The organism is Pseudomonas sp. HD6515, from assembly GCF_024971855.1.
Lineage (GTDB): Bacteria > Pseudomonadota > Gammaproteobacteria > Pseudomonadales > Pseudomonadaceae > Aquipseudomonas > Aquipseudomonas alloputida.
The window spans coordinates 5652890-5678354 of sequence record NZ_CP079827.1; the positions used below are offsets into that span (position 1 = coordinate 5652890).

Below are 25465 nucleotides of genomic sequence, written 5' to 3' on the forward strand. Positions count from 1 at the left end.
AGAGTTTTTTTGGTTGGCACTACAACTACTCAGCCCTGTGCTCAGAGCAAGGGCCGTGCCATCGGTTTTGTCTTCCGGGAAAACACACTGTGCAGGGTGCCTGTAGGCGACGGGCGGCCTCTTCTTTATTGAGCGTGCAACCGTCTGCCACGCGGCAGGCGCCACCACACGTACAGACAAGGAGCAACCGTCGAGTGCCATCATTGCAACCCTGGCAAGTGTTTACGTGCAACCGCCCTGTAACAGCGGACGTCACCGAACTGCACACCGCTGGTGCGCGACTGCTACAGGCGGCACCGTTTCAAGGCTAGCTGGTGCACGGAAAAACACCTCTGTTTTGGCTGTTTCGGCCTCTTCGCGGGCACGCCCGCGCCTAAAATAGGAACAAGGCCGCGCACCGTGTGGGGGCGGGCTTGCCCGTGAAGAGGCCGGAACAGCCACACAAGGGGTAAAAGGCTGGCACAATGGCCGCCAATCGCCGCTTCCGGAGCCCCCTTGATGAGCGAAAGCGCATTCGCCGAGCGCATCGTGCACAACTTGCTCGACACCGACTTCTACAAACTCACCATGATGCAGGGAGTGCTGCACAACTACCCGGACGCCGACGTCGAATGGGAATTCCGCTGCCGCAACGGTGAGGATCTGCGCCCCTACCTCGGCGAAATTCGCAATGAGCTCGAACAGCTTGGCGACCTCACCCTGGACGATGGCCAGCTGGCCTTCCTCGAACGCATCAGCTTCCTCAAGCCCGACTTTTTACGCTTTCTGCGACTGTTCCGCTTCAACCTGCGCTACGTGCACGTCGGCATCGAAAACGACCAGCTGTTCCTGCGCCTGAAAGGTCCGTGGCTGCATGTGATCCTGTTCGAAGTGCCGCTGCTGGCCATCATCAGCGAAGTACGCAACCGCAATCTGCACCCGCACATGCGCCTGGCCGAGGCGCGGGATCAGTTGTACCGCAAGTTTGACTGGCTGCGTGCACATGCCAGCGACGACGAGTTGGCCGAACTGCAGGTGGCCGACTTCGGCACCCGCCGGCGCTTTTCCAGCCGCGTGCAGGAGGAAGTGGTAAGGGTGCTGCGCGACGACTTCCCCGGCCGTTTTGTCGGCACCAGCAACGTCGACCTGGCATGGAAACTGGATATCAAACCGCTGGGCACCATGGCCCACGAATGGATCATGGCCCACCAGCAGCTCGGCCCCCGGCTGATCGACAGCCAGATCGCCGCGCTGGACTGCTGGGTACGCGAGTACCGCGGCTTGCTCGGCATCGCCCTGACCGACTGCATCACCATGGATGCCTTTCTCGGCGATTTCGACCTGTACTTCGCCAAGCTGTTCGACGGCCTGCGCCATGATTCGGGCGAGCCGGTAGCCTGGGCGGAAAAGGCCATTGCCCATTACCAGAAACTGGGTATCGACCCGATGACCAAGACCCTGGTGTTTTCCGACGGCCTCAACCTGACCCGCTCGCTGGAAATTTTCCGCGCCCTGCGCGGCCGCATCAACGTCAGCTTTGGCATCGGCACCAACCTGACCTGCGACATCCCTGGTGTGGCACCCATGAGCATCGTGCTTAAAATGACCGACTGCAACGGCGCGCCGGTGGCCAAGATCTCTGACGAAGCCGCCAAGACCCAGTGCCGCGACGAGAACTTCGTCGCCTACATGCGTCACGTATTCAAAGTCCCCAGCAAGGAGTAACCCATGCAAGCGGTTCAGCAAGAGATTGCCCAGGCGCTGAAGGTACAGCCGCCGTTCGCCGACGCGGCAGCGCTCGAGGCCGAAGTCGCCCGACGGGTGGCGTTCATCAAGGACTGTCTGGCCAATGCTCGACTCAAGACCTTGGTGCTGGGCATCAGCGGTGGCGTCGACTCACTGACTGCCGCCCTGCTCGCCCAGCGCGCCATCAACGAGCTGCGCGCCGAGACCGGCGACAAGGCCTACACCTTCATTGCCGTGCGCCTGCCTTACCAGGTACAGCATGACGAGCATGACGCCCAGGCATGCCTGGATGTGATCAAGGCAGATGAAGTTCACACGGTGGATATCGCCCCGGCAGTGCGTGCATTGGCAGCTGAAGTGGCGGCGTTGAAGAATGGCTCGCCGACGTTGGTGGACTTCGTGGTTGGCAACGTCAAGGCACGTACCCGAATGGTCGCCCAGTACACCATCGCTGGCGCCCGCGCAGGTCTGGTGATCGGAACCGACCACGCCGCCGAGGCGGTGATGGGCTTCTTTACCAAGTTTGGTGATGGTGCCTGCGACCTGGCGCCGTTGAGTGGGCTGGTGAAGAATCAGGTGCGGGCGATTGCGCGCAGCTTCGGTGCGCCGGAGTCACTGGTGGAAAAGGTGCCAACGGCCGACCTGGAAGACCTGGAGCCGGGCAAGCCGGACGAGGCGTCACATGGCGTGACCTACGCGCAGATCGATGCCTTCCTGCATGGGCAGCCGGTTGACCAGGCAGCGTTCGACATCATCGTCGCCACCTACCGCAAGACCCAGCACAAGCGCGAACTGCCGTTCGCTCCTTGATAAGTGGCCTGCAGGAGCGGGTTCACCCGCGAATACGAGGGTGAACCCACCGACGCATTCGCGGGTGAACCCGCTCCTACAGGGTTCGCCGTCAGCCTTTGATTACTTGACGATGACCTTGCCTTTCATCATCGAGATGTGGCCCGGGAAGGTGCAGAAGAAGCTGTAGTCACCACCGGCTTCCAGCTTGGAAGTGTCGAACTTCACTTCGGTTTCTTTCTCAGGCGCGCCGATCATCTTGGTGTGGGCGATGATCGCGGCGTTGTCAGCCTTCAGGTAGTCCTTATCCAGACCCTGGCTCATGCCTTCGGTGGCAATGGCCTGCATGTCGGCAGTCTTGCTGATCACCAGGTTGTGGCCCATGACGTTCTTCGGCAGGTTGCCAGAGTGGGTCAGTTTGACGGTGAATTCCTTGCAGCTCTTGTCGACAGTGAATTCCTTGCTGGTGTAGGACATCTGGTCAGTCGAGTCGACAGTGACCGAGCACTCGGCGGCGAAGACAGAAGCGCTGGCGAGGGTCAGCAGGGATACCGCTACAGCTTTCGCAAACATCATGAATCTCCTTGGCAGGGTTTTATCAATTGCGAGACTGCCTGAAACCGTTCAGCCCCTTGCTGATATGGGTCAAGGGGGGTGTCAAGCGGTCAGCCAGTAGAATTGTTCAATGGATTGTATACAACCAATCTAAGGGCACATCATGCCCTTTTATTAGACGATGGGACAACCTCTCATTTAGGAGCAATACCAAATGCCCATCTCCAACTTCCTCAATAGCCTGCTCGCTGCCTACGCCCACGGCGCCACAGGAGCCATCTGCGAATTCTCCCGACCAGAATGAACCCGGCCTTGGAAGCGACGGGCATGCGCCGTACCCTGTGCGCCTGAGTGACAGGAGATGAGCAATGCCCGTACGTTCCGTTTGTGTGTTCTGCGGCGCCAGCATGGGCGCCAACCCTGCCTACCGTGAAGCAGCCGTCGCGCTAGGCCAGGCCATTGCCCGCCGTGGCTTGACCCTGGTGTATGGCGGTGGCGCGGTCGGCTTGATGGGCGTGGTGGCCGACGCGGCCATGGCGGCCGGCGGCGAAGTGGTCGGGATCATTCCGCAGAGCCTGCTGGACGCTGAAGTCGGCCACAAAGGCCTGACCCGCCTGGAAGTGGTGGATGGCATGCATGCGCGCAAGGCCCGCATGGCCGAGCTGAGCGATGCCTTCATTGCCTTGCCGGGAGGGCTGGGTACGCTGGAGGAACTGTTCGAAGTGTGGACCTGGGGGCAACTGGGCTATCACGCCAAGCCACTCGGGCTACTGGATGTGAACGGTTTCTACGACAAGCTGGGCGGGTTCCTCGACCATATCGTCGAAGAAGGCTTCGTGCGCCCGCAACACCGGGCGATGTTACTGCTGGGGCAGCAGCCGGACGAGCTGCTGGACGGGATGGACAGCTTTGTGGCGCCGGTCGCGCCTAAGTGGGTCGACAAGCAGCCTGACTGACCCAGATGGATGGGCCGAACACTGACCCTGTAGGAGATCACCCAGCCCTTCCGGGCTGCGCTGTCGCGCAGCAAACATGAGGTGTACGGCTTCAGTTCCGCAGCGACGCTGACATTTTGAAAAAGAAAAGGCGGTTGGCCCGGTAGGGCCAGCCGCCTTTTGCTTTGTTAGGGTTCGTGTGCGCGGGACAGAGATCGTAGCCAGCACTGGTGTGTGTCCGCACACCCGCGTAGGAGAGTGATCCGCACGGTATCGGCGTGAAGTCCCTGTAGGCATCAGCTGATTCAGCTGTGACCACGTATGAGAGAGTGAACCCTTTCGCCACCGTGTGCCCCGCGCGCCCTTTATCCTGCGAGGATTCATCATGGCGCGCAAGCCTTCCAAGCAACGCTTTACCGTCGTCCATCCCGATTGCGCGGCGATCGATGTCGGTGGTCGAGAACATTTCGTGGCGGTCGATCCCCGGCACGAAAATCCCGTCCAGTCGTTCACGTCCTTTACTGACGACCTACTCAAGATGGCTAACTGGCTTGAAAGCCTGGGGATCAAGGTCGTTGCCATGGAATCCACGGGGGTTTATTGGATTCCAATTTACGAGATTCTCAGCGAGCGCGGTTTTGAGGTTTATCTCGTCAATGCCAGAGCAACTCGGCAAATCACGGGCCGTAAATCAGATGTGTTGGATTGCCAGTGGATTTGGCAGCTGATGACTCATGGACTGCTCAGAGGCGCATTCCGCCCCGATGATCTGACCTGCTGCGTCCGGTCATTGGTCAGGCAGCGTGCTTCCAAAGTGAAAGACCAGGCGCAGACGCTGAACCGTATGCAAAAGGCCATGAGCCAAATGAACATCCAGCTGGCCAATGTCATCAGTGATATTTCCGGTGTAACTGGCATGAAGATTTTGCGAGCCATCTGCGCAGGTGAACGGGACCCAGTGCAACTGGCTGAACTGACCGACCGCCGCATCAAGGCAGGCAAGGAGGCTGTCGCTCGGAGTCTTCATGGCAATTGGCGGCGCGAGCATTTGCATGCGCTAACTCAGGAATTGGCTGCCTATGACTTCCTGGAGCAGCAAATTGCTGATTGTGACGACGCCATAAAAGCCGCGTTAGAGCAGTTGCCGGTGCTGCAAAACAAGCCAGAGCCATCCAATAAGCCTTTACGGAGCCCACACCGAAACGGTGTCCAACAGACTGAATTGCATCAGACATTGTGGAAAGTTCTTGGCGTGGACCTAACCGCAATTCCAACCATTGGGGTGGACACTGCATTAGTGCTGGCAGGGGAGATCGGTACAGATCTATCACGCTTCCCGTCCTCACAGCACTTCTGCTCTTGGTTGGGACTGGCTCCCCCTACCCGAATTTCCGGCGGTCATCGACTGGCAGGTGGCGGGCCCAAAATAGTCAATCGAGCAGCTCAAGCACTCAAGCAGGCCGCATCCAATGCCCGTAACGACAAGGGTTTCATTGGTGCATCACACCGAGCCAGACTGACTCGAATGGATACCAGCTGCGCCATCAAGGCCACTGCGCATCAGTTGGCACGTCTGGTGTACAACCTGTTAACCAAGAAGCAGGCTTATGTTGAACAAGGTCTTGAGGAGTTTGAAACCAGAAGCCAAGACCGGCAGGTCCGGGCTTTGCTTCGCAAAGCCCGGAAACTGGGGTATCAACTGGTGGCCGCTTGAGTGTTTAGAAAACAATGGGTTGCATTTTGTTTGATGAGAGCGGGTTCACCCGCGAATCGATAGTGGATCTACCGACGCATTCGCGGGTGAACCCGCTCCCACAGGGCTCTATGTAGCCTTCAAGATCAGCGCGGAATGACAGGCTGACGCGGCTTCTTGTTGCCCTTGCCACCCTTGCTCGCCTCTTTGCGCTCCTTGGCCGCCTGCTGGTTACGCGCAAACGCCTCGGCCTTGGCCTTTTCGCGCTTGTCCCACGGCTTGCTGCCATCGCTGCCACGCGGTGGCAGGCCGGTGTGCTGGGTGAGGATCTTCTGGTCCTTGCCCACCTTGTGGCTCCCCGCCGGGGTCGAGTTCTTGCGGCGCGCGCTCTGGTAGCTGTCGGTCTGCGGCTGGTGCGCCGGAATCAGCTGGTGCTTGCCCGGCCCGATCAGGTCGGCGCGGCCCATTCGCTGCAGCGCTTCACGCAGCATCGGCCAGCCCTTCGGGTCGTGATAGCGCAAGAACGCCTTGTGCAGACGGCGTTGCTCGTCGCTCTTGACGATCTCCACCCCTTCGCTCTTGTAGGTCACCTTGCGCAGCGGGTTCTTGCCTGAGTGGTACATGGCCGTGGCCGAGGCCATTGGCGACGGGTAGAACGCCTGTACCTGGTCGGCGCGGAAGCCGTTGCCCTTCAGCCACAGGGCCAGGTTCATCATGTCTTCGTCAGTGGTACCGGGGTGCGCGGCAATGAAGTACGGGATCAGGTACTGCTCCTTGCCCGCTTCTTTCGAGAATTTCTCGAACATGCGCTTGAAGCGGTCATAGGTGCCGATACCCGGCTTCATCATCTTGTCCAGCGGGCCACGCTCGGTGTGCTCCGGGGCAATCTTCAGGTAGCCGCCAACGTGGTGGGTGACCAGTTCCTTGACGTACTCCGGCGATTCCACCGCCAGGTCGTAGCGCAGGCCGGAAGCAATCAGGATCTTTTTCACACCCGGCAAGGCACGGGCCTTGCGGTACAGCTCGATCAACGAGCTGTGGTCGGTATTGAGGTTTTCGCAGATACCCGGGAATACGCACGACGGCTTGCGGCAGTGCTTCTCGATTTCGGGGCTTTTGCAGGCGATGCGGTACATGTTGGCAGTCGGCCCGCCAAGGTCCGAGACCACGCCAGTGAAGCCCGGCACCTTGTCACGCATCTCTTCGATTTCGTGCAGGATCGACTCATGCGAGCGGTTCTGGATGATGCGGCCTTCGTGTTCGGTGATCGAGCAGAAGGTACAGCCACCGAAGCAACCACGCATGATGTTCACCGAGAAACGGATCATCTCGTAGGCCGGGATGCGCTCCTTGCCATAGGCCGGGTGCGGCACACGGGCGTAAGGCATGCCGAACACGTAGTCCATTTCCTCGGTGCTCATGGGGATGGGTGGCGGGTTGAACCACACATCCACTTCGCCGTGCTTCTGCACCAGCGCGCGAGCGTTGCCTGGGTTGGTCTCCAGGTGCAGCACGCGGTTGGCATGGGCATAGAGCACCGGGTCGTTACGCACCTTTTCGAACGATGGCAGGCGGATCACCGACTTTTCCCGGGTCACGGCCGGGCTGTCGAGAATCTGCACCACCTTGGCTTCGTTCGGGTCTTCCTGGTCGCCCTTGGCCTGTTCGATGGCACAGGCCTGGGTGTCCTGGGTGTTCACGTACGGGTTGATGATCTTGTCGACGCGCCCTGGGCGGTCGATACGGGTGGAGTCGATCTCGTACCAGCCCTGCGGGGTATCGCGGCGCACGAAGGCGGTGCCGCGTACGTCGGTGATGGTCTCGATCTTCTCACCGTTGGACAGGCGCTGGGCCACCTCGACCACCGCACGCTCGGCGTTGCCGAACAGCAGGATGTCGGCGCTGGCGTCGATCAGGATCGAGTGACGAACCTTGTCCTGCCAGTAGTCGTAGTGGGCGATGCGGCGCAGCGAAGCCTCGATGCCGCCGAGCACGATCGGCACATGCTTGTAGGCCTCCTTGCAGCGCTGGCTGTACACCAGGCTGGCACGGTCCGGACGGCTGCCGGCCAGACCACCCGGGGTGTAGGCATCGTCGGAACGGATCTTCTTGTCCGCGGTGTAGCGGTTGATCATCGAGTCCATGTTACCGGCGGCCACGCCGAAGAACAGGTTCGGTTCGCCGAGCTTCATGAAGTCGTCTTTCGACTGCCAGTTCGGCTGGGCGATGATGCCCACGCGGAAGCCCTGGGCCTCCAGCAGACGGCCAATGATGGCCATACCAAACGACGGATGATCGACGTAGGCATCACCGGTCACGATGATGATGTCGCAGGAATCCCAGCCGAGCAGATCCATCTCCTCCCTGCTCATTGGCAGGAAAGGTGCTGGCCCGAAGCATTCGGCCCAGTACTTGGGATAGTCGTAGAGTGGTTTGGCTGCTTGCATGTCAGTGACCGGTTCTGGTGTGCAGGGAAATCGCGGGCGCGGAATATAGCACAAATTTTGACCAAATCCGACTGGATTCGTGGGGATTGGTGGGCGGGGCGACGGTTGGGGGATGGACGTGGCAGGTGGTTGGGTTGAGGGGTGTAGTGGGGTTGCCAGGTGTTCGACAGAATCCTTGCAGCGCCTGTGAGATCAAGCGCCGCGCGGGCGGCGCTCGATCTCATAGGCGCTGAAACTGTTGCGGCGAACTCCTGGCGGCCTTCATGCAACCTGAAGCCAACCCCTCACTGCCTCATCCACAGCTCAGCATCATCCATCAGCGCCTTGGCCATCGCACTCAGGTAATGGGCAGCCCAGATCATCATCGGCTTCTCATCCATCAACCCAGTGATGGTCAGTTCGCGCACATAGCCCATCAACTCCGAAGACTGCTCGCGGGCGTCTCTACACTGGATCCCGGGCTCGATGCGGAACAACGGGTGGGGTAAACCCGCTCCCACAGGTACGGTGCAACTCTTGAAGCCTATGGTGAACCTGTAGGAGCGGGTTCACCCGCGAAAGGGCCAGCCCAGGCAACACATCAACGAATCTTTACAGCAGGCCCCTGCCCCTGCATCGGGTTGTCTTCAAGAAAAGGGGATCGTGGGGTGGATCGGGGCAAGGCAATTACTCACAGGAATACCTGAGCCTGCTTACACCAATGGCGATCGCGCCCCCTGCTGAGCGATCGCAATTCCTTCAGATTTTTACTGAATGTTTAGCCTATCCAACCCTGAGAAAGTGCTAACCAGCTAATTATTGGTGCTTTTTTCTTTATCTCTTAAGAATTGTAGGAATCGACCTTCTAGTCTTAGTAAAAAATCCTACATTAACTTTCCTCAACAAATCCCGAGAAGTTCTTGAACCCCCAAAAAAACAAGTGCTACAACAATGACGCGCTGAAAGGCGCACTCAAACCAACTCTATAGGAGCACTAGCCATGGGACGTCGTCGTTCTGAAATCCACACTCTGCAGATCCCACGCGTGATGAACTACACATTCACCGAGTCCGAGGTTGAATTTCTCAATCTTCTGTAAGTGACAAACCAGAAGGGGCTTAGCCCCTTCTGGCTCTACCAAGGAGCAGAACATGATTACCGAACGCGAGCTGAACATAGAAGAGGCCTATAACCGTCTGACAAGGCTGCATCATCACTTAGGGCTTCAATCGAAAACAGCACTATCAAAAAAGAGTAGCCTGGTCGCCACATGCCACTTATACGACAGCGCCTACAAAGAAGTTTCTTGCGGGGCAGGAAAAGGGGAACATTGCGAACTAGGAGCCCTTGCTGAGAGCCTAGAGCACTACTTCGTCGACAAGAGCACTCCACCACTCATCGAAAGCGACCAAATTTTGCAATCGATAGCCCCATTTGACGATTGGCTCCTAAAATCCATTCCCCCGGATTGCCGAATACCTTATTTCAGTCTTCAGGCATTGAACAGCTACGACGAAATAGCCATTCCCGCGATATTGATAGCACCTTCCTCCAGAAACATTGATGAAATCGAAAAAACTGCAGCGGGCTTTCTTTCCAAATATTCGACTAACTCTGGTACAGCACTTGGCTGCACGGAGAACGAGGCTCTGCTCCACGCCATCAATGAAGCTATCGAACGTCACGCACTTTCTATGTACTACCTATCACTTTGTGGCCTGACTTCCCCACCCAAACTTTACCAACCTTCGAGTTCTTTTCTGGAAGAAACATTTGCCCATGATACCGAGCTTCTCCGCCGGGCCAAAAAACTAGAAATATACTTGACGCACGACTTTTACGAAGTTTCATTTTGCATTGCTGTTTCTCGTAGTAAAAAAGAAGGTGCACTCAGCAGCATTGGCTCCGGCAGCTCCATCAACCCCTCCATTGCAATGTACCGCGCCGTAACGGAGCAGGTTCAGTGCGAGCAGCTTTCTGGGGCCACAGAAAAACAAGAAGATCTCTCTGCTGAAAAAATGCTTACTCATTCAACCCGCCTTTCAGCACTTATACACCCATGCCCCACATATGCTGTACCCGCCTTTCACCCTCCGCATACCGTTCTCAGCGTGCGCGGGCAAGTCAAGCGAACACTGATCAACTTGGAAAAACATAATAAGGTCGCATTCTATCGCACACTTTATGAGCACCCGAATCTCGCTACGGTTGTTCAGGTGTTCATACCCGGACTTGAACGCTTCCACCTGATCAGATCAGGTATTCCAGTCGCGCCACAGCGTGCACTCAAAGGCATAAGGCAATGACATGCAAATCTATAGAGGAATTCTCGCCGCCCTCGGCGCGACACTGCTCCTGAAAATCACGACCGTCGTACCTGCTCTAGTCTTGGCCGACATCATTGACAACCTGGCCACCTCAGCCGCGTCTTCCCAGCTTCTGCTCGGAGCTTTCATATGCCTCGTCGCATTACAAGCCTCAATGACCCCTCTACAAGCCTGGTGCCTGGCGCGGCTTTGCCAGGAACGCGTGAAGCAACTTTCCATCCGCTGGTGCCGCGAATTGCTGGACAAGCGCTTCGAGGCCTATGGACAACTCCATGGCGGAACACTGGTAAAAGTACTGGATAGGGGCATTACTGCACAGGAGCGGTGGTTAGGCTTTTTGATTGGCTCGGCATGGCCGGTGCTAGCCGAAGCTGCAGTGCTGATAACGCTCTTCGCTTACCTGGGGGCTACTTCGGTATTGATCGGCCTCATCCCTTTGAGCCTGGCCTACCTGTGGGCCAACGATCGCCTGGTGCGCTGGCGCCGGCCACATATCGAGGCAGTGAACGCGCGCGAGGATGAACTGGCGGAACAATGGGTCGATACCTTCGCCAGCGCGGCAACGGTCAAACTGGAAAAGGCCGAGGATGCCGCAATGCTCCCGGTCAACCAGACACTTTCGCACTATGCCGACTCAGCAGTGCAGGTAGCTCACAGTGGGGGTTGGATTCAGAGCCTGCGTACCCTGTTCATAGGCCTGGGCAGTGGCGGTTTGCTCATGTGGGGTATCCATGATCAGGCTCTGGCAACACCGCAATTGAGCCTGGGCGAGCTGGTTGCTCTCTTCACCTTGGTGAGCGGATTGCTGGCAGGGGTTGCGCAACTTGCTGAGGCCTGGCGATTGCTAGACCAGTTTCGGCTAGACAAACGCAAACTCGAACACTGGCTCCAGCTCCCCTCGTTCGGCCCAGCATGCACTACTGAGGCGAAGTCCCAAGACCAGGACGCTGGCCTAAGCATCGCCCCGTGCCAGTTGAGCGCTCGAGATACTGTACAACTTCACATCGAAGAACCCTTGGTACTGCACAAAGGAGAACGGGTCGCACTGATCGGGCCCAGCGGATGTGGTAAATCGACACTTCTGCATACGCTGGCGGGAACGATATTCCCGTTGCGCAAGGATGTGCACCTGCACGGCAGGTGCCTGGCGTCGCTCGACGCTAGTGAACAATTCAGTCGATTACGACTCTGCCCTCAGGATGCGCATTTCATACCCGGCCCCCTGCCCCGCGCGGTGCTGTTCGAGCAAGCTCATGATCGCGCTCAAATCGAACGATGGCTTGAACGGTTGGGACTGAGCAAAGACTGGTACGAACTTGATCTGGATGCACGCGCAGAATCGATATCGGGCGGCGAAGCACGCAGGCTGACGCTGCTACGCCTTCTTAATCAGCCTGGGGAATTCAATTTCTTTGACGAACCCACAGCCGGGCTCGATGCCGCGTCGGCAGAGCGAACCTGGGACCTGTTGTTCGAAGCATTTAAAGGGCGAGGGCTGATTTGCGTGACGCATGATCAGAGCGCACTGTCGCGGTTTGACCGGGTGATCACCCTGAGCGAGGGGCGGATCATCAGCCAAGGGCAAACGAACATCGCTCAGATTTCAGAGCTAGCAGGCGCACCGCAAACCTTGTAGGAGCGGCCTTGCTAGCTCAATGGGTTATTCATCATCATCAAAGTTGTACATCCCCGGCGCCAAGTTCTCGAACCGGGTGTACTTGCCGATAAACGCCAAACGCACGAAGCCGATGGGGCCGTTACGCTGTTTGCCGATGATGATTTCCGCCACGCCCTTGTGCTCGGTCTCGGGGTGGTACACCTCGTCGCGGTACACGAACATGATCACGTCGGCGTCCTGCTCGATTGCACCGGATTCACGCAAGTCGGAGTTCACCGGGCGTTTGTTCGGGCGCTGTTCCAGCGAGCGGTTCAGCTGCGAAAGGGCAATGACCGGGCAGTTGAATTCCTTGGCCAGGGCCTTGAGCGAGCGGGAAATCTCGGAAATTTCGTTGGTACGGTTGTCACCGGCCGACCCCGGAATCTGCATCAGCTGCAGGTAGTCGACCATGATCATGGCGATTTCACCATGCTCACGGGCCAGGCGGCGGGTACGTGCGCGCATTTCCGAGGGGCTGATACCCGCTGTATCGTCGATGAACAACTTTCGGTCGTTGAGCAGGTTCACTGCCGAGGTCAGGCGCGGCCAGTCGTCGTCATCCAGCTGGCCGGAACGGACCTTGGTCTGGTCGATACGCCCCAGGGACGAAAGCATACGCATGATCAGCGACTCACCTGGCATCTCGAGGGAGAACACCAGCACCGCCTTGTCGGTCCGCAGTACGGCGTTTTCTACCAGGTTCATGGCGAAGGTGGTCTTACCCATCGACGGACGGCCGGCGACGATGATCAGGTCGGCTGCCTGCAGGCCGCTGGTCTTCTCGTCCAGGTCGGTGTAACCGGTGGAGATACCGGTGATGTCACTGTCGGAGTTGAACAGCGTATCGATGCGGTCGATGGCCATGGTCAACAGCTCGTTGACGCCTACCGGGCCGCCGGTTTTAGGCCGTGCCTCGGCGATCTGGAAGATCTGCCGTTCGGCATCGTCGAGAATCTCGGCAGCGTTGCGCCCCTGCGGGTTGAACGCGTTGTCGGCGATGTCGGTACTGATGCTGATCAGCTGGCGCAACGTGGCCCGCTCGCGAATGATCGCGGCGTAGGCCTTGATGTTGGCCACCGAAGGGGTGTTCTTGGCCAGCTCGGCCAGGTAAGCCAAACCGCCGATCTGCGAGGACAGGCCTTCCTTGTCCAACTGCTCGTGCAGGGTCACCACGTCGAATGGCTGGTTGGCGTCGGCCAACTTGTGCACAGCGCGGAAGATCAGCCGGTGGTCATGCCGGTAGAAATCGCCGTCCGACACCTGGTCCAGCACCCGCTCCCAGGCATTGTTGTCCAGCATCAGGCCACCGAGCACGGCCTGTTCGGCCTCGATGGAATGCGGCGGTACCTTCAGGGCTGCGGTTTGCAGGTCAAGCTGTTCGGAGGTGGTGATCTCGTTCATGGCCACGAAAGAATTCTGGAGGATGAAAAAGACAAAGGGCACGGCCTGTCGAAAACAGGACCGTGCCCGATGTTAACCGCCTGACTCGCAAGGAGCCAGCCAGTTAGCGCAGCTTAGGCAGCTACGACGACCACGCGTACGGTGGCTTCAACGTCGCTGTGCAGGTGCACGGCTACGTCGTATTCGCCAACCTGACGGATGGTGCCGTTCGGCAGACGAACTTCAGCCTTGGCCACTTCAACGCCGGAGGCGGTCAGGGCGTCAGCGATGTCGTGGGTGCCGATCGAACCGAACAGCTTGCCTTCGTCGCCAGCGGTGGCAGTGATGGTCACTTCCAGCTCGGCCAGTTGGGCAGCGCGGCTTTCAGCCGAAGCTTTCTTGTCAGCGGCTGCTTTTTCCAGCTCGGCACGACGCTCTTCGAACGCAGCCAGGTTGGCGGCGTTGGCAACGGTGGCCTTGCCGAATGGCAGCAGGAAGTTACGGCCGTAACCAGCCTTAACTTTTACTTTGTCGCCCAGGTTGCCCAGGTTAGCGACTTTTTCCAGCAGGATCAGTTCCATTTGGTAAAACCTCTTAACTTTTAACCTTCACCGTTCGCGGAGTCTTTCCCCGGAGGGGACTTGCGACCGCGAAAATCAATCAGGCTGTCGACAATGGCCAAAACCATCAGCAACGGATAAATCAGCTGCATGATCAGCGGTAGCGTCACGTACATCCCCACCAGCCAGAAACCGGCCAGTCGGCCCTGTGCCACCAGCCCGTGCATCAAGGCGATGCCGGCCAGCACCAGTACCAGGCTGGAAGCCGATGCCAGGATGATGAACTGCGGGCCGATAAACGGCGCCACCACCATCACTGCCACCAAGACCGCCATGGTCTGTTTCGGCAACTTCAGTTCGCGAAACTCGCGACCGAAGCCTCCAGGGTTGTACAACGCTGCCTGCCAATAGCGCGCCAGCATCAACGCCAGCACACTGAACAATTGCACCGTCACTGCTGTGGAAGCGACCAGCACAGGGCGGATCAGCTCACCGGAGAGCACCGGTTGCCCTTCGATTTTCGGCATGGCTTCGGCAAACGCCTTGGCCAGCACATCGAAGGTTTGCGCCAGCGCCAGATCAAGCACGAGGCTGAAAGCCACGGCGAACACGGCACTGGCGAGCAACACCCGGCTCCAGGGATGCTCGGCACGCAACATGGCGGCCAGGGCCAAGGCACCCGCAATCACCAGAAAGGTGATGGGATCGCCCATGACCCACACGGCCAGCCCGGCCAGCAAGCCGCCGGCGATGACCGATGTAGCATCCTTGAACCCACGCCGCAGCAGCACAAGGCTGCCGGCAGCGGCACTCAACCAGAACAGCAGCGGCAGTACCGCGCTGATGACCACCACCAGGGTGGCCTGCACACGACCGCGCATGATGAAACTTGCTAACGCTCGCATGCTAATCCCTTACTGCTTGTCGACGACCCGGTCTCAGCGGCCGTGGCTGTCGGTGTAGGGCAGCAGGGCCAGGAAGCGGGCGCGCTTGATAGCGGTAGCCAGCTGACGCTGATAACGAGCTTTGGTACCGGTGATACGGCTTGGAACGATCTTGCCGGTTTCGGATACGTAAGCTTTCAGGGTGTTGAGATCTTTGAAGTCGATCTCTTTCACGTCTTCAGCAGTGAAGCGGCAGAATTTACGACGACGGAAGAAACGTGCCATTTAATAGGCTCCTCTAAAGGTCCGTGGATTACTCGTCAGCGTTATCGCTGGAGTCGCTGTCATTGCTGTCGTCGCCTTCGGCGGAGTCAGCATGCTCAGGACGCTCGCGACGCTCACGGCGCTCGCTGCGGTTCTCTTCAGCCTTCAGCATCTCGGACTGGCCGGTAACGGCTTCGTCGCGACGGATGACCAGGTTACGGATAACGGCATCGTTGTAGCGGAAGTTGTCTTCCAGCTCGGCCAGGGCCTTGCCGGTGCATTCAACGTTCAGCATCACGTAGTGAGCCTTGTGAACATTGTTGATTGCGTAGGCCAGTTGACGACGGCCCCAGTCTTCCAGGCGGTGGATTTTGCCACCATCTTCTTCGATCAGCTTGGTGTAACGCTCAACCATGCCGCCGACTTGTTCGCTCTGGTCCGGGTGAACCAGGAAGATGATTTCGTAATGACGCATGAATGCTCCTTACGGGTTAGTAGTCTGCCAGTGAATCTGGTCAGACAAGGAGTGAATGACACTGTATGTCTTGCACGGAGGGGAGGCACATGAGCGCCTGCCAGCTCGGCAAGGGGCGCAATTGTAGAGAAGCCGGGGCGCACAAGCAAGGTGATTGGTGAATATTTGAACAGCCTGAAACATATTTACAGGCTGCGGGCCTCTTCGCGGGTGAACCCGCTCCTACAGGGGAACGCAATCACCCTGTAGGAGCGGGTTCACCCGCGAAGAGGCCGGAACAGGCCTGAGAATCAGCGCTTGGCCTGACGCTGACGCACGGCTTCGAACAGGCAAACCCCGGTCGCCACCGACACGTTAAGGCTGCTGACGCTACCCGCCATCGGCAACTTCACCAGGAAGTCGCAATGCTCACGGGTAAGCCGGCGCATGCCCTTGCCTTCCGCCCCCATGATCATCACCAGTGGCCCGGTCAGGTCTTGCTGGTAGATCTCCTGCTCGGCCTCGCCAGCAGTACCCACTACCCACAGGCCACGCTGCTGCAACTTCTCAAGCGTACGCGCCAGGTTGGTCACAGCCACCAGCGGAATGACTTCGGCCGCCCCACAAGCCACCTTTCGCACAACCGGCGTCAGCGTTGCGGACTTGTCCTTGGGCACGATCACTGCCGTGGCACCGGCCGCATCCGCGGTACGCAGACAAGCGCCGAGGTTGTGCGGGTCGGTCACGCCGTCCAGCACCAGGATCAGCGGCGGCGTTTCTGTGCGCTCAAGCAGCTCTTCGAGCATCAGCTCGCCCCACACCTGGCTCGGACTGACCTCGGCTACAACGCCTTGGTGCACGCCTTCGACCCAGGCATCCATCTCACGGCGCTCGGCCTGGCCGACCGGCACGCGGTTTTCCGCGGCCAGCGCCAGCAAGGTCTCGAGGCGTGGCTCGCTGCGCCCTTCCGACAGCCAGATCTGCTTGACCCGCTTTGGATGATGCTGCAGCAATGCCTGCACGGCGTGTACGCCGTAGATTTTTTCCAGCTGACTCATGAATTGCTCTTGTTTTTGCGTGGTGCGCCGGACTTCGGCGGGCCTTTACGGTGCTTGGTCGGTTTGCCGGACGGCTTGCCACCTTTCTCCGATTTGCTGCCAGCACTGCTGCGCGCGTCGGTCATCAGCGCTTTTTTCATCTCGCGGCTTTTACGCACTTCAGCGTTTCGCTGCACAGCATCCTTGGGGAAGTACGCTTCGGACGCTTCGCTTTTGCGGCTGCGCGGCTTGGGCGTGGCTTTCGCTTCGGTTGCCGGCTGCTGCTCGGCTTTTTCGGCAACCGGCGCGGCGCCACGCTGCTTGCGGCCGATCGGTGCGGCGAGGGTCTTTTCCGACACTTCGAAGTCGATCTTGCGCTCATCCAGATCAACACGCATGACCTTGACTTCGATGGTGTCGCCCAAGCGGAAGCTGCGACCGGTGCGCTCGCCAGCCAGGCGATGGTGTACCGGGTCGAAGTGGTAGTAGTCACCTGGCAACGCACTGACGTGCACCAGGCCCTCTACATAGATATCGGTCAGCTCGACGAACAGGCCGAAACCGGTCACCGCCGTGATCACACCCGGGAAGGTCTCGCCCACGCGATCTTTCATGAACTCGCACTTGAGCCAGTTGACCACGTCACGGGTGGCCTCGTCGGCCCGGCGCTCGGTCATCGAGCACTGCTCGCCGAGTTGCTCCAGGGTGTTTTCGTCGTACGGGTAGATACGCGCCTTGGGGATGCTCATGGCGCCGGCACGCTTGACGTGCGGGGTATCGACCTTGGAGCGGATGATGCTGCGGATGGCGCGATGCACCAGCAGGTCCGGGTAACGACGGATCGGCGAGGTGAAGTGGGTGTACGCCTCGTAATTCAGGCCGAAGTGGCCGTTGTTCTCGGTGCTGTACACGGCCTGGCTCAGCGAGCGCAGCATCACCGTCTGGATCAGGTGGAAGTCCGGGCGACCGGCAATGCTCGCCAGCAGGGCCTGGTAATCCTTCGGCGACGGGTCCTTGCCCTTGTGCAGGCTAAGGCCCAACTCGCCTAGGAAGGCGCGCAGTTTTTCCAGGCGCTCCGGCGGCGGGCCGTCGTGCACGCGGTACAGGGCCGGTACGCCGTGCTTCTGCAGGAACTCGGCGGTGGCCACGTTGGCCGCCAGCATGCATTCCTCGATCAGCTTGTGAGCATCGTTGCGCACGGTCGGGCGGATTTCGGCGATCTTGCGCTCGTCGCCGAAGATGATGCGGGTTTCCTGGGTCTCGAAGTCGATTGCACCCCGGGTGTGACGCGCCTCCACCAGCACCTTGTACAGGTTGTACAGGTTCTTCAGATCCGGCACGACCTCCTTGTACTCTTCGCGCAGCGCCTTGCCCTCACGGGTACGCGAGTGCTCGAGCATGCTGCTGACCTTGTTGTAGGTCAGGCGGGCATGGGAGTGGATCACGCCTTCGTAGAACTGGTAGTCGACCATCTGGCCGGCTTTGTTCATGGTCATTTCACAGACCATGGCCAACCGGTCGACATGCGGGTTCAGCGAGCACAGGCCGTTGGACAGCTCTTCGGGGAGCATCGGCACCACGCGCTCGGGGAAGTAAACCGAGTTGCCGCGCTGCTGGGCTTCGACATCCAGGGCAGAGCCCAGACGCACGTAGCTGGACACGTCAGCGATGGCCACGTACAGGCGCCAGCCACCGGAGAACAGACGCAGCTTGCCCAGCGGTTCGCAATAAACAGCATCGTCGAAGTCGCGGGCGTCTTCACCGTCGATGGTGACGAACGGCAGATGGCGCAGGTCGACACGCTTCTCTTTGTCCTTCTCCTCGACTTCGGAGCGGAACTTGCGTGCCTCCTTGACCACATCATTGGGCCAGACGTGCGGAATGTCGTAGCTGCGCAGGGCAACGTCGATTTCCATGCCCGGCGCCATGTAGTTGCCGATGACCTCGACCACATCGCCTTGCGGCTGGAAGCGCGGCGTTGGCCAGTGGGTGATCTTGATCTCGACGAACTGGCCGATCTTGGCACCGCCGTTACGCCCGGCAGTCACCAGCACTTCCTGCTGGATCTTCGGGTTGTCCGGGGTTACGTAACCGATGCCGCCTTCTTCGAAATAGCGGCCGACCACGCTTTCGTGGGCACGGGAGATGACTTCGACCAGCACGCCTTCACGGCGGCCACGGCGGTCGACACCGGAGACGCGGGCCAGGCCACGGTCGCCGTCGAACACCAGTCGCATCTGCGACGGGCTGAGGAACAGGTCTTCGCTGCCGTCATCGGGAATAAGGAAGCCGAAGCCGTCGCGGTGGCCGGAGACGCGACCGCAGATCAGGTCCAGCTTGTCTACCGGGGCATAAGTGCCGCGCCGGGTATAGATAAGCTGGCCATCGCGCTCCATGGCACGCAGGCGGCGGCGCAGGGCTTCGATCTGGTCTTCTTCATACAGACCGAACTCTTTTGCCAGCTCCTCGCGGGCAGCAGGTTCGCCTCGGTCGGCGAGACGCTGCAGGATCAGCTCACGGCTGGGAATGGGGTTGTCGTATTTTTCCGCTTCGCGAGCGGCCTCGGGATCGAGGGATTGCCAATCGGCCATCAGAAGGGGTTCACCTTGGGGTATATAGATATGAATTCTGGCATAGGCGTATTGAAACCGGAAATGTCTGCCTTGGACAGCCCCCGCTGCAGTGCATAAACAGCAGAAATAGGCTTGTGGAATCAACAAGTTGAATTTTTTGAATTTTTTTTCGATTGGGGGCTTTACAGCCTTGGGGAGCGTCCGTATAGTGCGCACCACAACGACGGACAACCCCGAAGTTGTAGTAGAGATGAACGACGCTGTAAAGCATCAAGTAACCTCGAATGTGTGCCCAGGTGGCGGAATTGGTAGACGCGCTGGTTTCAGGTATCAGTGACCGCAAGGTCGTGGAAGTTCGAGTCTTCTCCTGGGCACCAAGTATTTTCAAGTAGCAGATGACCAAGGATCTGTTACTACTGTGTGAAAGCGAACGATAGTCGCCTTCTGCAGATGATGTAAAGCTTTGCCCAGGTGGCGGAATTGGTAGACGCGCTGGTTTCAGGTATCAGTGACCGCAAGGTCGTGGAAGTTCGAGTCTTCTCCTGGGCACCATACAAAAACCCACTAGCTTGCTAGTGGGTTTTTTCTTGCCTGCGATTTTTGTGCCCCCTCCCCCGATACCCGCACGTCGTAGGAGCGGGTTCACCCGCGAAGAGGCCCGTACAGGCAACACACGCCCAGCGCCCCCCCCCTTGCACCATGGTCTGACCATGAATTTCTCGTCACCCGGCCACTTGAGAAACAATTTCGTTTACCATTGTTTCCAAATATGTAGCCGTAAGCGAGGAAGTACCCGCATGACGATCCGCCCGCAACCGCTGATGCGTACCCTGGCCGCCGCAGTGCTGAGCCTGGTCATCGGCGCTCCGGCCGCCATGGCAGACGCACCGGTCACGCTGACCATGTACAACGGTCAGCACAAGGAAATCGGCGAAGCCATTGCCAAGGCCTATGAGGCCAAGACCGGCATTCACATCGACATCCGCAAAGGCAGCAGCAACCAGCTGGCCAGCCAGATCATCGAGGAAGGCGACCGTTCGCCAGCCGACATCATCTATACCGAAGAGTCCCCGCCCCTGAACAACCTGGGCGAGCTGGGCCTGCTGGCCAAGATTGACGACGCCACGTTGAACATGATGCCCAAGGAGTACGTTGGCGCCAACGGCACCTGGATGGGTATCACCGCCCGTACGCGCATCGTCGTGTACAACCCGAAGAAAGTCGACGAGAAAGACCTGCCGACCACGGTGATGGACTTCGCCAACCCTGAGTGGGAAGGCCGCGTCGGCTACGTACCTACCAGCGGTGCGTTCCAGGAGCAGGCCGTGGCCATTCTGAAGATGCACGGGCGTGAAGCCACCGAAGAATGGTTGACCGGCCTGAAAGCCTTCGGCAAGACCTACACCAACAACATGGTCGCCCTGAAAGCCGTGGAAAAAGGTGAAGTGGCTGCGGTACTGGTGAACAACTACTACTGGTACGCGCTTGAACGCGAACGCGGCAAGCTGGACACCAAGCTCTATTACCTGGCCGACGGCGATGCTGGCAACCTGGTCACTATCTCCGGCGCAGGCGTGGTCAAGGCCAGCAAACACCCGAAAGAAGCCCAGGCCCTGCTCAACTGGATGGCCAGCGAGGAAGGCCAGCGCGTGATCACCCAGACCACCGCCGAGTACCCGCTGCACAAGGGCATGGTTTCTGACCGCGGCCTGAAGCCGTTCGACGAACTGCGCCCGCCGAAGATCTCGCCAGCTGACCTGGGCAATGCCGAGGAAGCCATCGAACTTGAGCGTGAGGTCGGCCTGCTCTGATGACTGCCGCCCTGTCCGAACCGGTGCCGGTACGCTTCGTACCGCGCCGCAAGCGCCCTTCCATCTGGGTAGTGCTGCCTGTGCTGTTCCTTGTGGCAATGAGCTTGCTGCCACTGGCTTATGTCGCCATCAAAGCCTGGGAGGCCGGCTGGCGCGAAGCTTTGCACCTGCTGTGGCGGCCCTTTGTCTGGGGGCTGATGCGCAACACCCTGATGCTGATGGTCGGGGTGACGCTGACCTGCATGGTGGTCGGCCTGGCACTGGCCTGGCTGCTGGAGCGCAGCAACCTGGCCGGCCGCCGGTTGTGGGGCGTGGTGCTGTGCCTGCCATTCGCCGTGCCGTCGTTCGTCAGCAGCTTCACCTGGGTGTCGCTAAGTTCGGACTTTGAAGGCCTGGGCGGCGCGATCATGGTCATGGCCCTGTCCAAATACCCACTGGTGTTCCTGCCCGTTGCCGCGACCCTGCGCAACCTCGACACGTCGCTGGAGGAGTCGGCACGCACCCTGGGTTGCAGCCGCTGGGGGGTGTTCAGCAAAGTCACCCTGCCGCTGCTGTGGCCGTCGATGCTCGGCGGTGCGCTACTGATTGCCCTGCATATGCTGGTAGAGTTTGGCGCGCTGTCGATACTCGGCCTGCAAACCTTTACCACGGCGATCTACCAGCAGTTCGAACTGGAGTTCAGCAACGCCAACGCGGCCATGCTGTCTGCCGTGCTGCTGGCGATGTGCCTGGCAATGCTGTGGCTGGAACTACGGGTGCGCGGCAAAGCCCGCCATGTACGCATCGGCCAGGGCGTAGCCCGGCGTGCGCAACCGGTGCGGCTGCGCGGCTGGGCGGTGCTGGCGCAACTGTTCTGCGTGGGCCTGGCGGTGCTGGGCAGCGGCATTCCGCTGGCGATGCTCGGTTACTGGCTGAGCGTGGGTTCGTCGGCGGCATTCCCGGTGGCGGCCATCTCGAAGGCGTTGTTCACCTCGCTGTCGGTATCGCTGGGCGGTGCCGGCTTCTGTGTGCTGCTGGCTCTGCCTATCAGCTTTTTGGTGGTGCGCTACAAAGGCCGCCTGGCGATTTGGGCCGAGCGTCTACCCTATCTGCTGCACGCCCTACCCGGCCTGGTGATTGCCCTGACATTGGTGTTCTTCGCCCTGCACTACGTGCCGGCGCTGTACCAGACCACGGCCTTGCTGCTGTTGGCCTATGCGCTGCTGTTCCTGCCGTTGGCGCAATCACCGGTGCGCACCGCGCTGAACAAGGCTTCGCCGACGCTGGAAGAAGCCGCGCGCACGCTTGGCGCGAGCAGCTTTGCCGCGTTCTGCCGGGTGACCTTACCGATCATCTTCCCGGCCATGGCGGCAGCCTTTGCGCTGGTGTTCCTGGATGCCATGAAAGAGCTGACGGCTACCCTGCTGCTCAGCCCGACCGGCATGACCACCTTGGCCACCGAGGTGTGGGCACACACAGCCAACGTCGAGTTCGCGGCAGCGGCGCCTTATGCTGCGTTGCTGATCGTGGTGTCGGGGTTGCCGGTTTACTTGCTGACTACGCGGATGTATCTGAACAAGGCATAAACTTCTTCGCGGGTTTGCCCGCCTCCACAAGCACAGCGCCGTTCTCAGGACCTGCGCTGTACCTGTGGGGGCTTGCCGGCCATCAGATGTTACGCAGCATGCGCCGCACAATTGGCCCATGGGCCTTGCCGACCGGCAACATGTAAAGCCGGCCGAAGGTGTTGAAGCACTGCACCGAGGTGGTCACGCCCAAGCGCTGACACCCCTCCCCCTGATCATCTAGATCCACACTCACCATTACAGCCAGGTGCGTATCACGCGAGGTCAGGACCAGTTGCTGGTCGCTGATGGCCTCGACAGTGAAGAAGTCCAGGCGCTCACCGACGGCTGGCACATGCGTTGGATCGCCGCGAGTGAAGCCGTGGATATCGGCGACATTGAAACGGCGTGAGATAAAGTCGCGAATGCGGAAAGCCCGGGCCAGCCAGCCGGGGACGTCCGAGGTCATGGCGCAGTAGGCTTGCAGGGCGGTCATCGGGTCAGTGAGCTGTACGCTGTCACTGTGCAGGAAATTCAGGTCGGCCTGGGCAGCGATTAGTTGGGCGGACATGAGCAACTCCTTTTGTCATGTGTCGCCGACAGCATAGCAACACCGCTCAGGTGTGGGAGCGGCCTTGTGTCGCGAAAGGGCCGCATAGCGGCCCCGGCAATTTCCGCGTTTATGCAACAAACTTGGGGCTGCTATGCAGCCCTTTCGCGACACAAGGCCGCTCCCACAAAGAACCGCCCAGGATTCAGGCCCGGAACTGGCCCAGGCTGGCGCGCAGCTGAGCCGCCAGATCATCCAGCACCTTGCTGCTGGCCGTGGTCTGCATCACCACCTCAGCCGAGCGTTCGGCCTGGGCATGGATGTTCTCCACCCGCCCCCGCACCGCCTGAGCGCCATGGGCCTGTTGTTCGGCAGCGCGAGTCGCCAAACCAATGGCCGCGTGCACCTGCTCCACCGCAGCCTGCACCGACTGCTGGCGACGCTCGTTGTCACGCAGCACCAACAACCCTTCACTCGCCTTGAGCCCGGCCTGACTGATGGTGGCCACTGCTTCCTTGGCACCTTTTTGCAGCGCGGTAATGTGCGCCTGAATGTCGCCGGTAGAGCTTTGCGTCTTGCTCGCCAGCGCCCGCACCTCATCGGCCACTACAGCGAATCCGCGGCCAGTTTCACCAGCGCGCGCGGCTTCGATTGCAGCGTTGAGGGCCAGCAGATTGGTCTGCTCGGCAATGCCATGGATGACAGTCAGCACCACTTCAATCTGTTCGCTCTGCTTGGCCAGGCGCTCGATCACCTGAGAGCCCGTTTCGACCTGCCCGGCAAGGTTCTCGATCAGGCTCGCCAGTTGCGTAGAGGAACGGCTGTTCTCATCGGTCGCCTGGCGAATGTCCACCACCTGCTGCAACGCCGCCTGCATGGCATGGCTTTCAGCCTGAGCCTCGTCAGCCATGCTCGACAGGTCGCGCAGGCTAGCGGCCACTTCGTCACGCTGCAACGCCGCCGCGGCATCGGCACCGGCATTGCGCTGGGCCATGGCGCCGATCTCGACGCCGGTACGTTGGGCCACCTCGCCGGCCTCGCGGACGATGGGCTGCAGCTTGTCGACAAAGCGATTGACCGCCGACGCCATGTCGCCGATCTCGTCGCGGCTGTCGAGGGTCACGCGCTTGGTCAGGTCGCCTTCGCCAGCGGCAAGGTCGTTGAGCGCTGCGATCAGCAGGCGCAGTTTGCTGAGCACCCGGCGGCCTAACACTAAAGCGACCACCAGCAGCACACCCAGGCCCACCACCACCAGGCCCAGGCCAATCCGCCAGCGCAGCTCGGCAGCCGCATCGCGCACGGTCTGTGCAGTGTTGGCCTGCATCGCGGTGGCGCTGGCCTGCGCAACTTCCAGGCGCTCGCGCAGGGCCTTGCCACTGTCGGCAGCCGCCGCGCCCAGGCTATCGCCAACCAGTTGCTCGCCACTGGCGATCAGGGCACTGAAGCGCTGGTCGAGCGCCTTGAGCTCCTGGTCAATGCCGGCTGTAGAAACCCCCATCAGGACTTTGCCGATCTCGGCGCCATTGGGGTTGATAGAGGCTTCGACGAAGTACACCGACGGATCACGACGCGCGGCATCGAGCACCTTGTCCAGCGCTCGTTCGCCCTGGCCCTTCTCGATGAGCGTCTGGTTGATCGGGTTCTGCCGGTTCAGGTAACGGGTCAGGTGCTGGCCCTGTGCATCGTCATAGATCACGAACAGCACGTTGGGGTTGCGCTGGGCACGCCGGGCAAAGTCGGAGAGCACTGGCACATCGTTGTCCCAGATCGCTCGCGGCGCAACCGAAGCCAGCAGCTCGGCCATGTCGTTGGCGGAGTCCTTGAGGTTCTTCTCCAGGGTGCTGCGCAGTTGCTGCTGTTCGCTTTGCAGGCGCTCCGACAACCCTGCGCTCAGGCGCTGGCGGGTACTGCTGGACAGGCCGTCGAGCCCAGAGCGCACATCTTGCCCGGCTTGCTCCAGATCGCTTGCGAGTTGGCGACTGTCATTACCCAGTCGCTCGCCAAGGTCAGCCTCCAGGGCGGTGACCGTGCTTCGGGTGAGCGCAACGGCAACCAGCACCTGCACCAAAAGAGCGATACCAAGGGCAACAAACACAGGCCGCAAGAGGCGGCTTCGTAACAGTGAGAGGATGGCAGACACGGTGTAACCCTCGTGTTTTCTGGCGCCACTATTTTGATGGCATCTACAGAAACTTCTTACAGCAAGGGTTGTGCCGTAGGCAGCGGGGAAATGCGCCAAGGTCTAGCAATGGGGTTTCGTGTGCCGGCCCTTTCGCGGGTGAACCCGCGCCTACAACGGCC

General features: G+C 59.9%; 20 protein-coding genes, 2 tRNA genes and 1 pseudogene. 10 read left to right on the forward strand and 13 right to left on the reverse strand.

Going from position 1 to position 25465, the window contains the following annotated elements:
- The first annotated feature begins 498 nt into the window (after positions 1–498).
- Positions 499–1704, forward strand: a complete 1206-nt coding sequence (pncB, locus tag KW568_RS26085) for a nicotinate phosphoribosyltransferase (RefSeq protein ID WP_004576971.1) — start codon at positions 499–501, stop codon at positions 1702–1704.
- 3 nt (positions 1705–1707) lie between these two features.
- Positions 1708–2535: an ammonia-dependent NAD(+) synthetase gene (gene nadE / locus KW568_RS26090; protein ID WP_003249583.1), complete on the forward strand. Its 828-nt coding sequence runs from the start codon at positions 1708–1710 to the stop codon at positions 2533–2535.
- A gap of 102 nt (positions 2536–2637) precedes the next feature.
- Here nadE and azu read toward each other — a convergent pair whose 3' ends face one another.
- Positions 2638–3087, reverse strand: coding sequence for an azurin (gene azu / locus KW568_RS26095; protein ID WP_003249580.1), 450 nt, complete (start codon positions 3085–3087; stop codon positions 2638–2640).
- Positions 3088–3437: 350 nt separating this feature from the next.
- On the opposite strand from azu, the gene KW568_RS26100 reads away from it, so the two are divergent.
- Both KW568_RS26100 and KW568_RS26105 read left to right on the forward strand, forming a co-directional pair.
- A complete protein-coding gene (locus tag KW568_RS26100; RefSeq protein ID WP_003249578.1) occupies positions 3438–4025 on the forward strand; it encodes a TIGR00730 family Rossman fold protein in 588 nt (195 codons plus the stop codon).
- Positions 4026–4389: 364 nt separating this feature from the next.
- A complete protein-coding gene (locus tag KW568_RS26105) occupies positions 4390–5718 on the forward strand; it encodes an IS110-like element ISPpu9 family transposase (protein WP_004577239.1) in 1329 nt (442 codons plus the stop codon).
- 125 nt (positions 5719–5843) lie between these two features.
- Here the strand turns inward: KW568_RS26105 and KW568_RS26110 are convergent, their stop codons facing one another.
- Both KW568_RS26110 and KW568_RS26115 read right to left on the reverse strand, forming a co-directional pair.
- Complete coding sequence (locus KW568_RS26110) at positions 5844–8144, reverse strand: YgiQ family radical SAM protein (protein ID WP_003249577.1); 2301 nt, start codon at positions 8142–8144, stop codon at positions 5844–5846.
- A gap of 284 nt (positions 8145–8428) precedes the next feature.
- Complete coding sequence (locus KW568_RS26115; RefSeq protein ID WP_019438726.1) at positions 8429–8644, reverse strand: DUF3077 domain-containing protein; 216 nt, start codon at positions 8642–8644, stop codon at positions 8429–8431.
- A 630-nt stretch (positions 8645–9274) separates the two neighbouring features.
- Between KW568_RS26115 and KW568_RS26120 the strand changes: the two genes are divergently transcribed.
- Together KW568_RS26120 and KW568_RS26125 are read left to right on the forward strand one after the other, a co-directional pair.
- Positions 9275–10429 carry a YcaO-like family protein gene (locus KW568_RS26120; protein WP_004577526.1) on the forward strand — a complete coding sequence of 385 codons (1155 nt, stop codon included), beginning with the start codon at positions 9275–9277 and terminating at the stop codon, positions 10427–10429.
- Position 10430: 1 nt separating this feature from the next.
- The gene (locus KW568_RS26125) at positions 10431–12086 is read left to right on the forward strand and encodes an ATP-binding cassette domain-containing protein (protein ID WP_004577527.1); all 1656 of its coding nucleotides are present in this window, start codon (positions 10431–10433) and stop codon (positions 12084–12086) included.
- Positions 12087–12110: 24 nt separating this feature from the next.
- Here the strand turns inward: KW568_RS26125 and dnaB are convergent, their stop codons facing one another.
- The 7 genes from dnaB to rnr all read right to left on the reverse strand — a co-directional run bounded on the left by dnaB (position 12111) and on the right by rnr (position 19277).
- Positions 12111–13508: a replicative DNA helicase gene (gene dnaB / locus KW568_RS26130; RefSeq protein WP_003249571.1), complete on the reverse strand. Its 1398-nt coding sequence runs from the start codon at positions 13506–13508 to the stop codon at positions 12111–12113.
- A 113-nt stretch (positions 13509–13621) separates the two neighbouring features.
- Positions 13622–14068, reverse strand: coding sequence for a 50S ribosomal protein L9 (gene rplI, locus KW568_RS26135; RefSeq protein WP_003249568.1), 447 nt, complete (start codon positions 14066–14068; stop codon positions 13622–13624).
- A 20-nt stretch (positions 14069–14088) separates the two neighbouring features.
- Positions 14089–14952: a hypothetical protein gene (locus KW568_RS26140; protein ID WP_003249565.1), complete on the reverse strand. Its 864-nt coding sequence runs from the start codon at positions 14950–14952 to the stop codon at positions 14089–14091.
- Positions 14953–14985: 33 nt separating this feature from the next.
- Entirely contained in the window at positions 14986–15216 is a 231-nt protein-coding gene (gene rpsR, locus KW568_RS26145) for a 30S ribosomal protein S18 (protein WP_003249563.1), read from the reverse strand.
- A 28-nt stretch (positions 15217–15244) separates the two neighbouring features.
- A complete protein-coding gene (gene rpsF / locus KW568_RS26150) occupies positions 15245–15670 on the reverse strand; it encodes a 30S ribosomal protein S6 (RefSeq protein ID WP_003249557.1) in 426 nt (141 codons plus the stop codon).
- A gap of 290 nt (positions 15671–15960) precedes the next feature.
- Positions 15961–16707 (reverse strand): 23S rRNA (guanosine(2251)-2'-O)-methyltransferase RlmB, encoded by a 747-nt coding sequence (gene rlmB / locus KW568_RS26155; protein WP_003249554.1) that lies wholly within the window; start codon positions 16705–16707, stop codon positions 15961–15963.
- Positions 16704–19277 (reverse strand): ribonuclease R, encoded by a 2574-nt coding sequence (rnr, locus tag KW568_RS26160; RefSeq protein ID WP_003249552.1) that lies wholly within the window; start codon positions 19275–19277, stop codon positions 16704–16706. Before rnr ends, rlmB begins: the two co-directional genes overlap by 4 nt.
- A 272-nt stretch (positions 19278–19549) precedes the next feature.
- Here rnr and KW568_RS26165 point away from each other — a divergent pair.
- From KW568_RS26165 to KW568_RS26180, 4 genes are all read left to right on the forward strand, one after another.
- A tRNA-Leu gene (locus KW568_RS26165) sits at positions 19550–19636 on the forward strand.
- Positions 19637–19724: 88 nt separating this feature from the next.
- Positions 19725–19811: transfer RNA gene (locus KW568_RS26170), tRNA-Leu, on the forward strand.
- Between the two features lie 245 nt (positions 19812–20056).
- Positions 20057–21070: an extracellular solute-binding protein gene (locus KW568_RS26175; RefSeq protein WP_003249550.1), complete on the forward strand. Its 1014-nt coding sequence runs from the start codon at positions 20057–20059 to the stop codon at positions 21068–21070.
- Positions 21070–22635 carry an iron ABC transporter permease gene (locus KW568_RS26180; protein WP_003249548.1) on the forward strand — a complete coding sequence of 522 codons (1566 nt, stop codon included), beginning with the start codon at positions 21070–21072 and terminating at the stop codon, positions 22633–22635. The genes KW568_RS26175 and KW568_RS26180 overlap by 1 nt, the downstream gene beginning before the upstream one ends.
- Positions 22636–22717: 82 nt before the next feature.
- Here KW568_RS26180 and KW568_RS26185 read toward each other — a convergent pair whose 3' ends face one another.
- From KW568_RS26185 to KW568_RS31250, 3 genes and pseudogenes are all read right to left on the reverse strand, one after another.
- Positions 22718–23185 carry a DUF2867 domain-containing protein gene (locus tag KW568_RS26185; RefSeq protein ID WP_004577528.1) on the reverse strand — a complete coding sequence of 156 codons (468 nt, stop codon included), beginning with the start codon at positions 23183–23185 and terminating at the stop codon, positions 22718–22720.
- Between the two features lie 184 nt (positions 23186–23369).
- On the reverse strand, positions 23370–24254 hold the full coding sequence (locus KW568_RS31245) for a methyl-accepting chemotaxis protein (RefSeq protein WP_371044508.1): 885 nt from the start codon (positions 24252–24254) through the stop codon (positions 23370–23372).
- A 21-nt stretch (positions 24255–24275) separates the two neighbouring features.
- Positions 24276–24968, reverse strand: a pseudogene (locus tag KW568_RS31250) (methyl-accepting chemotaxis protein); the annotation flags it as partial.
- Between the last annotated feature and the right edge of the window lie 497 nt (positions 24969–25465).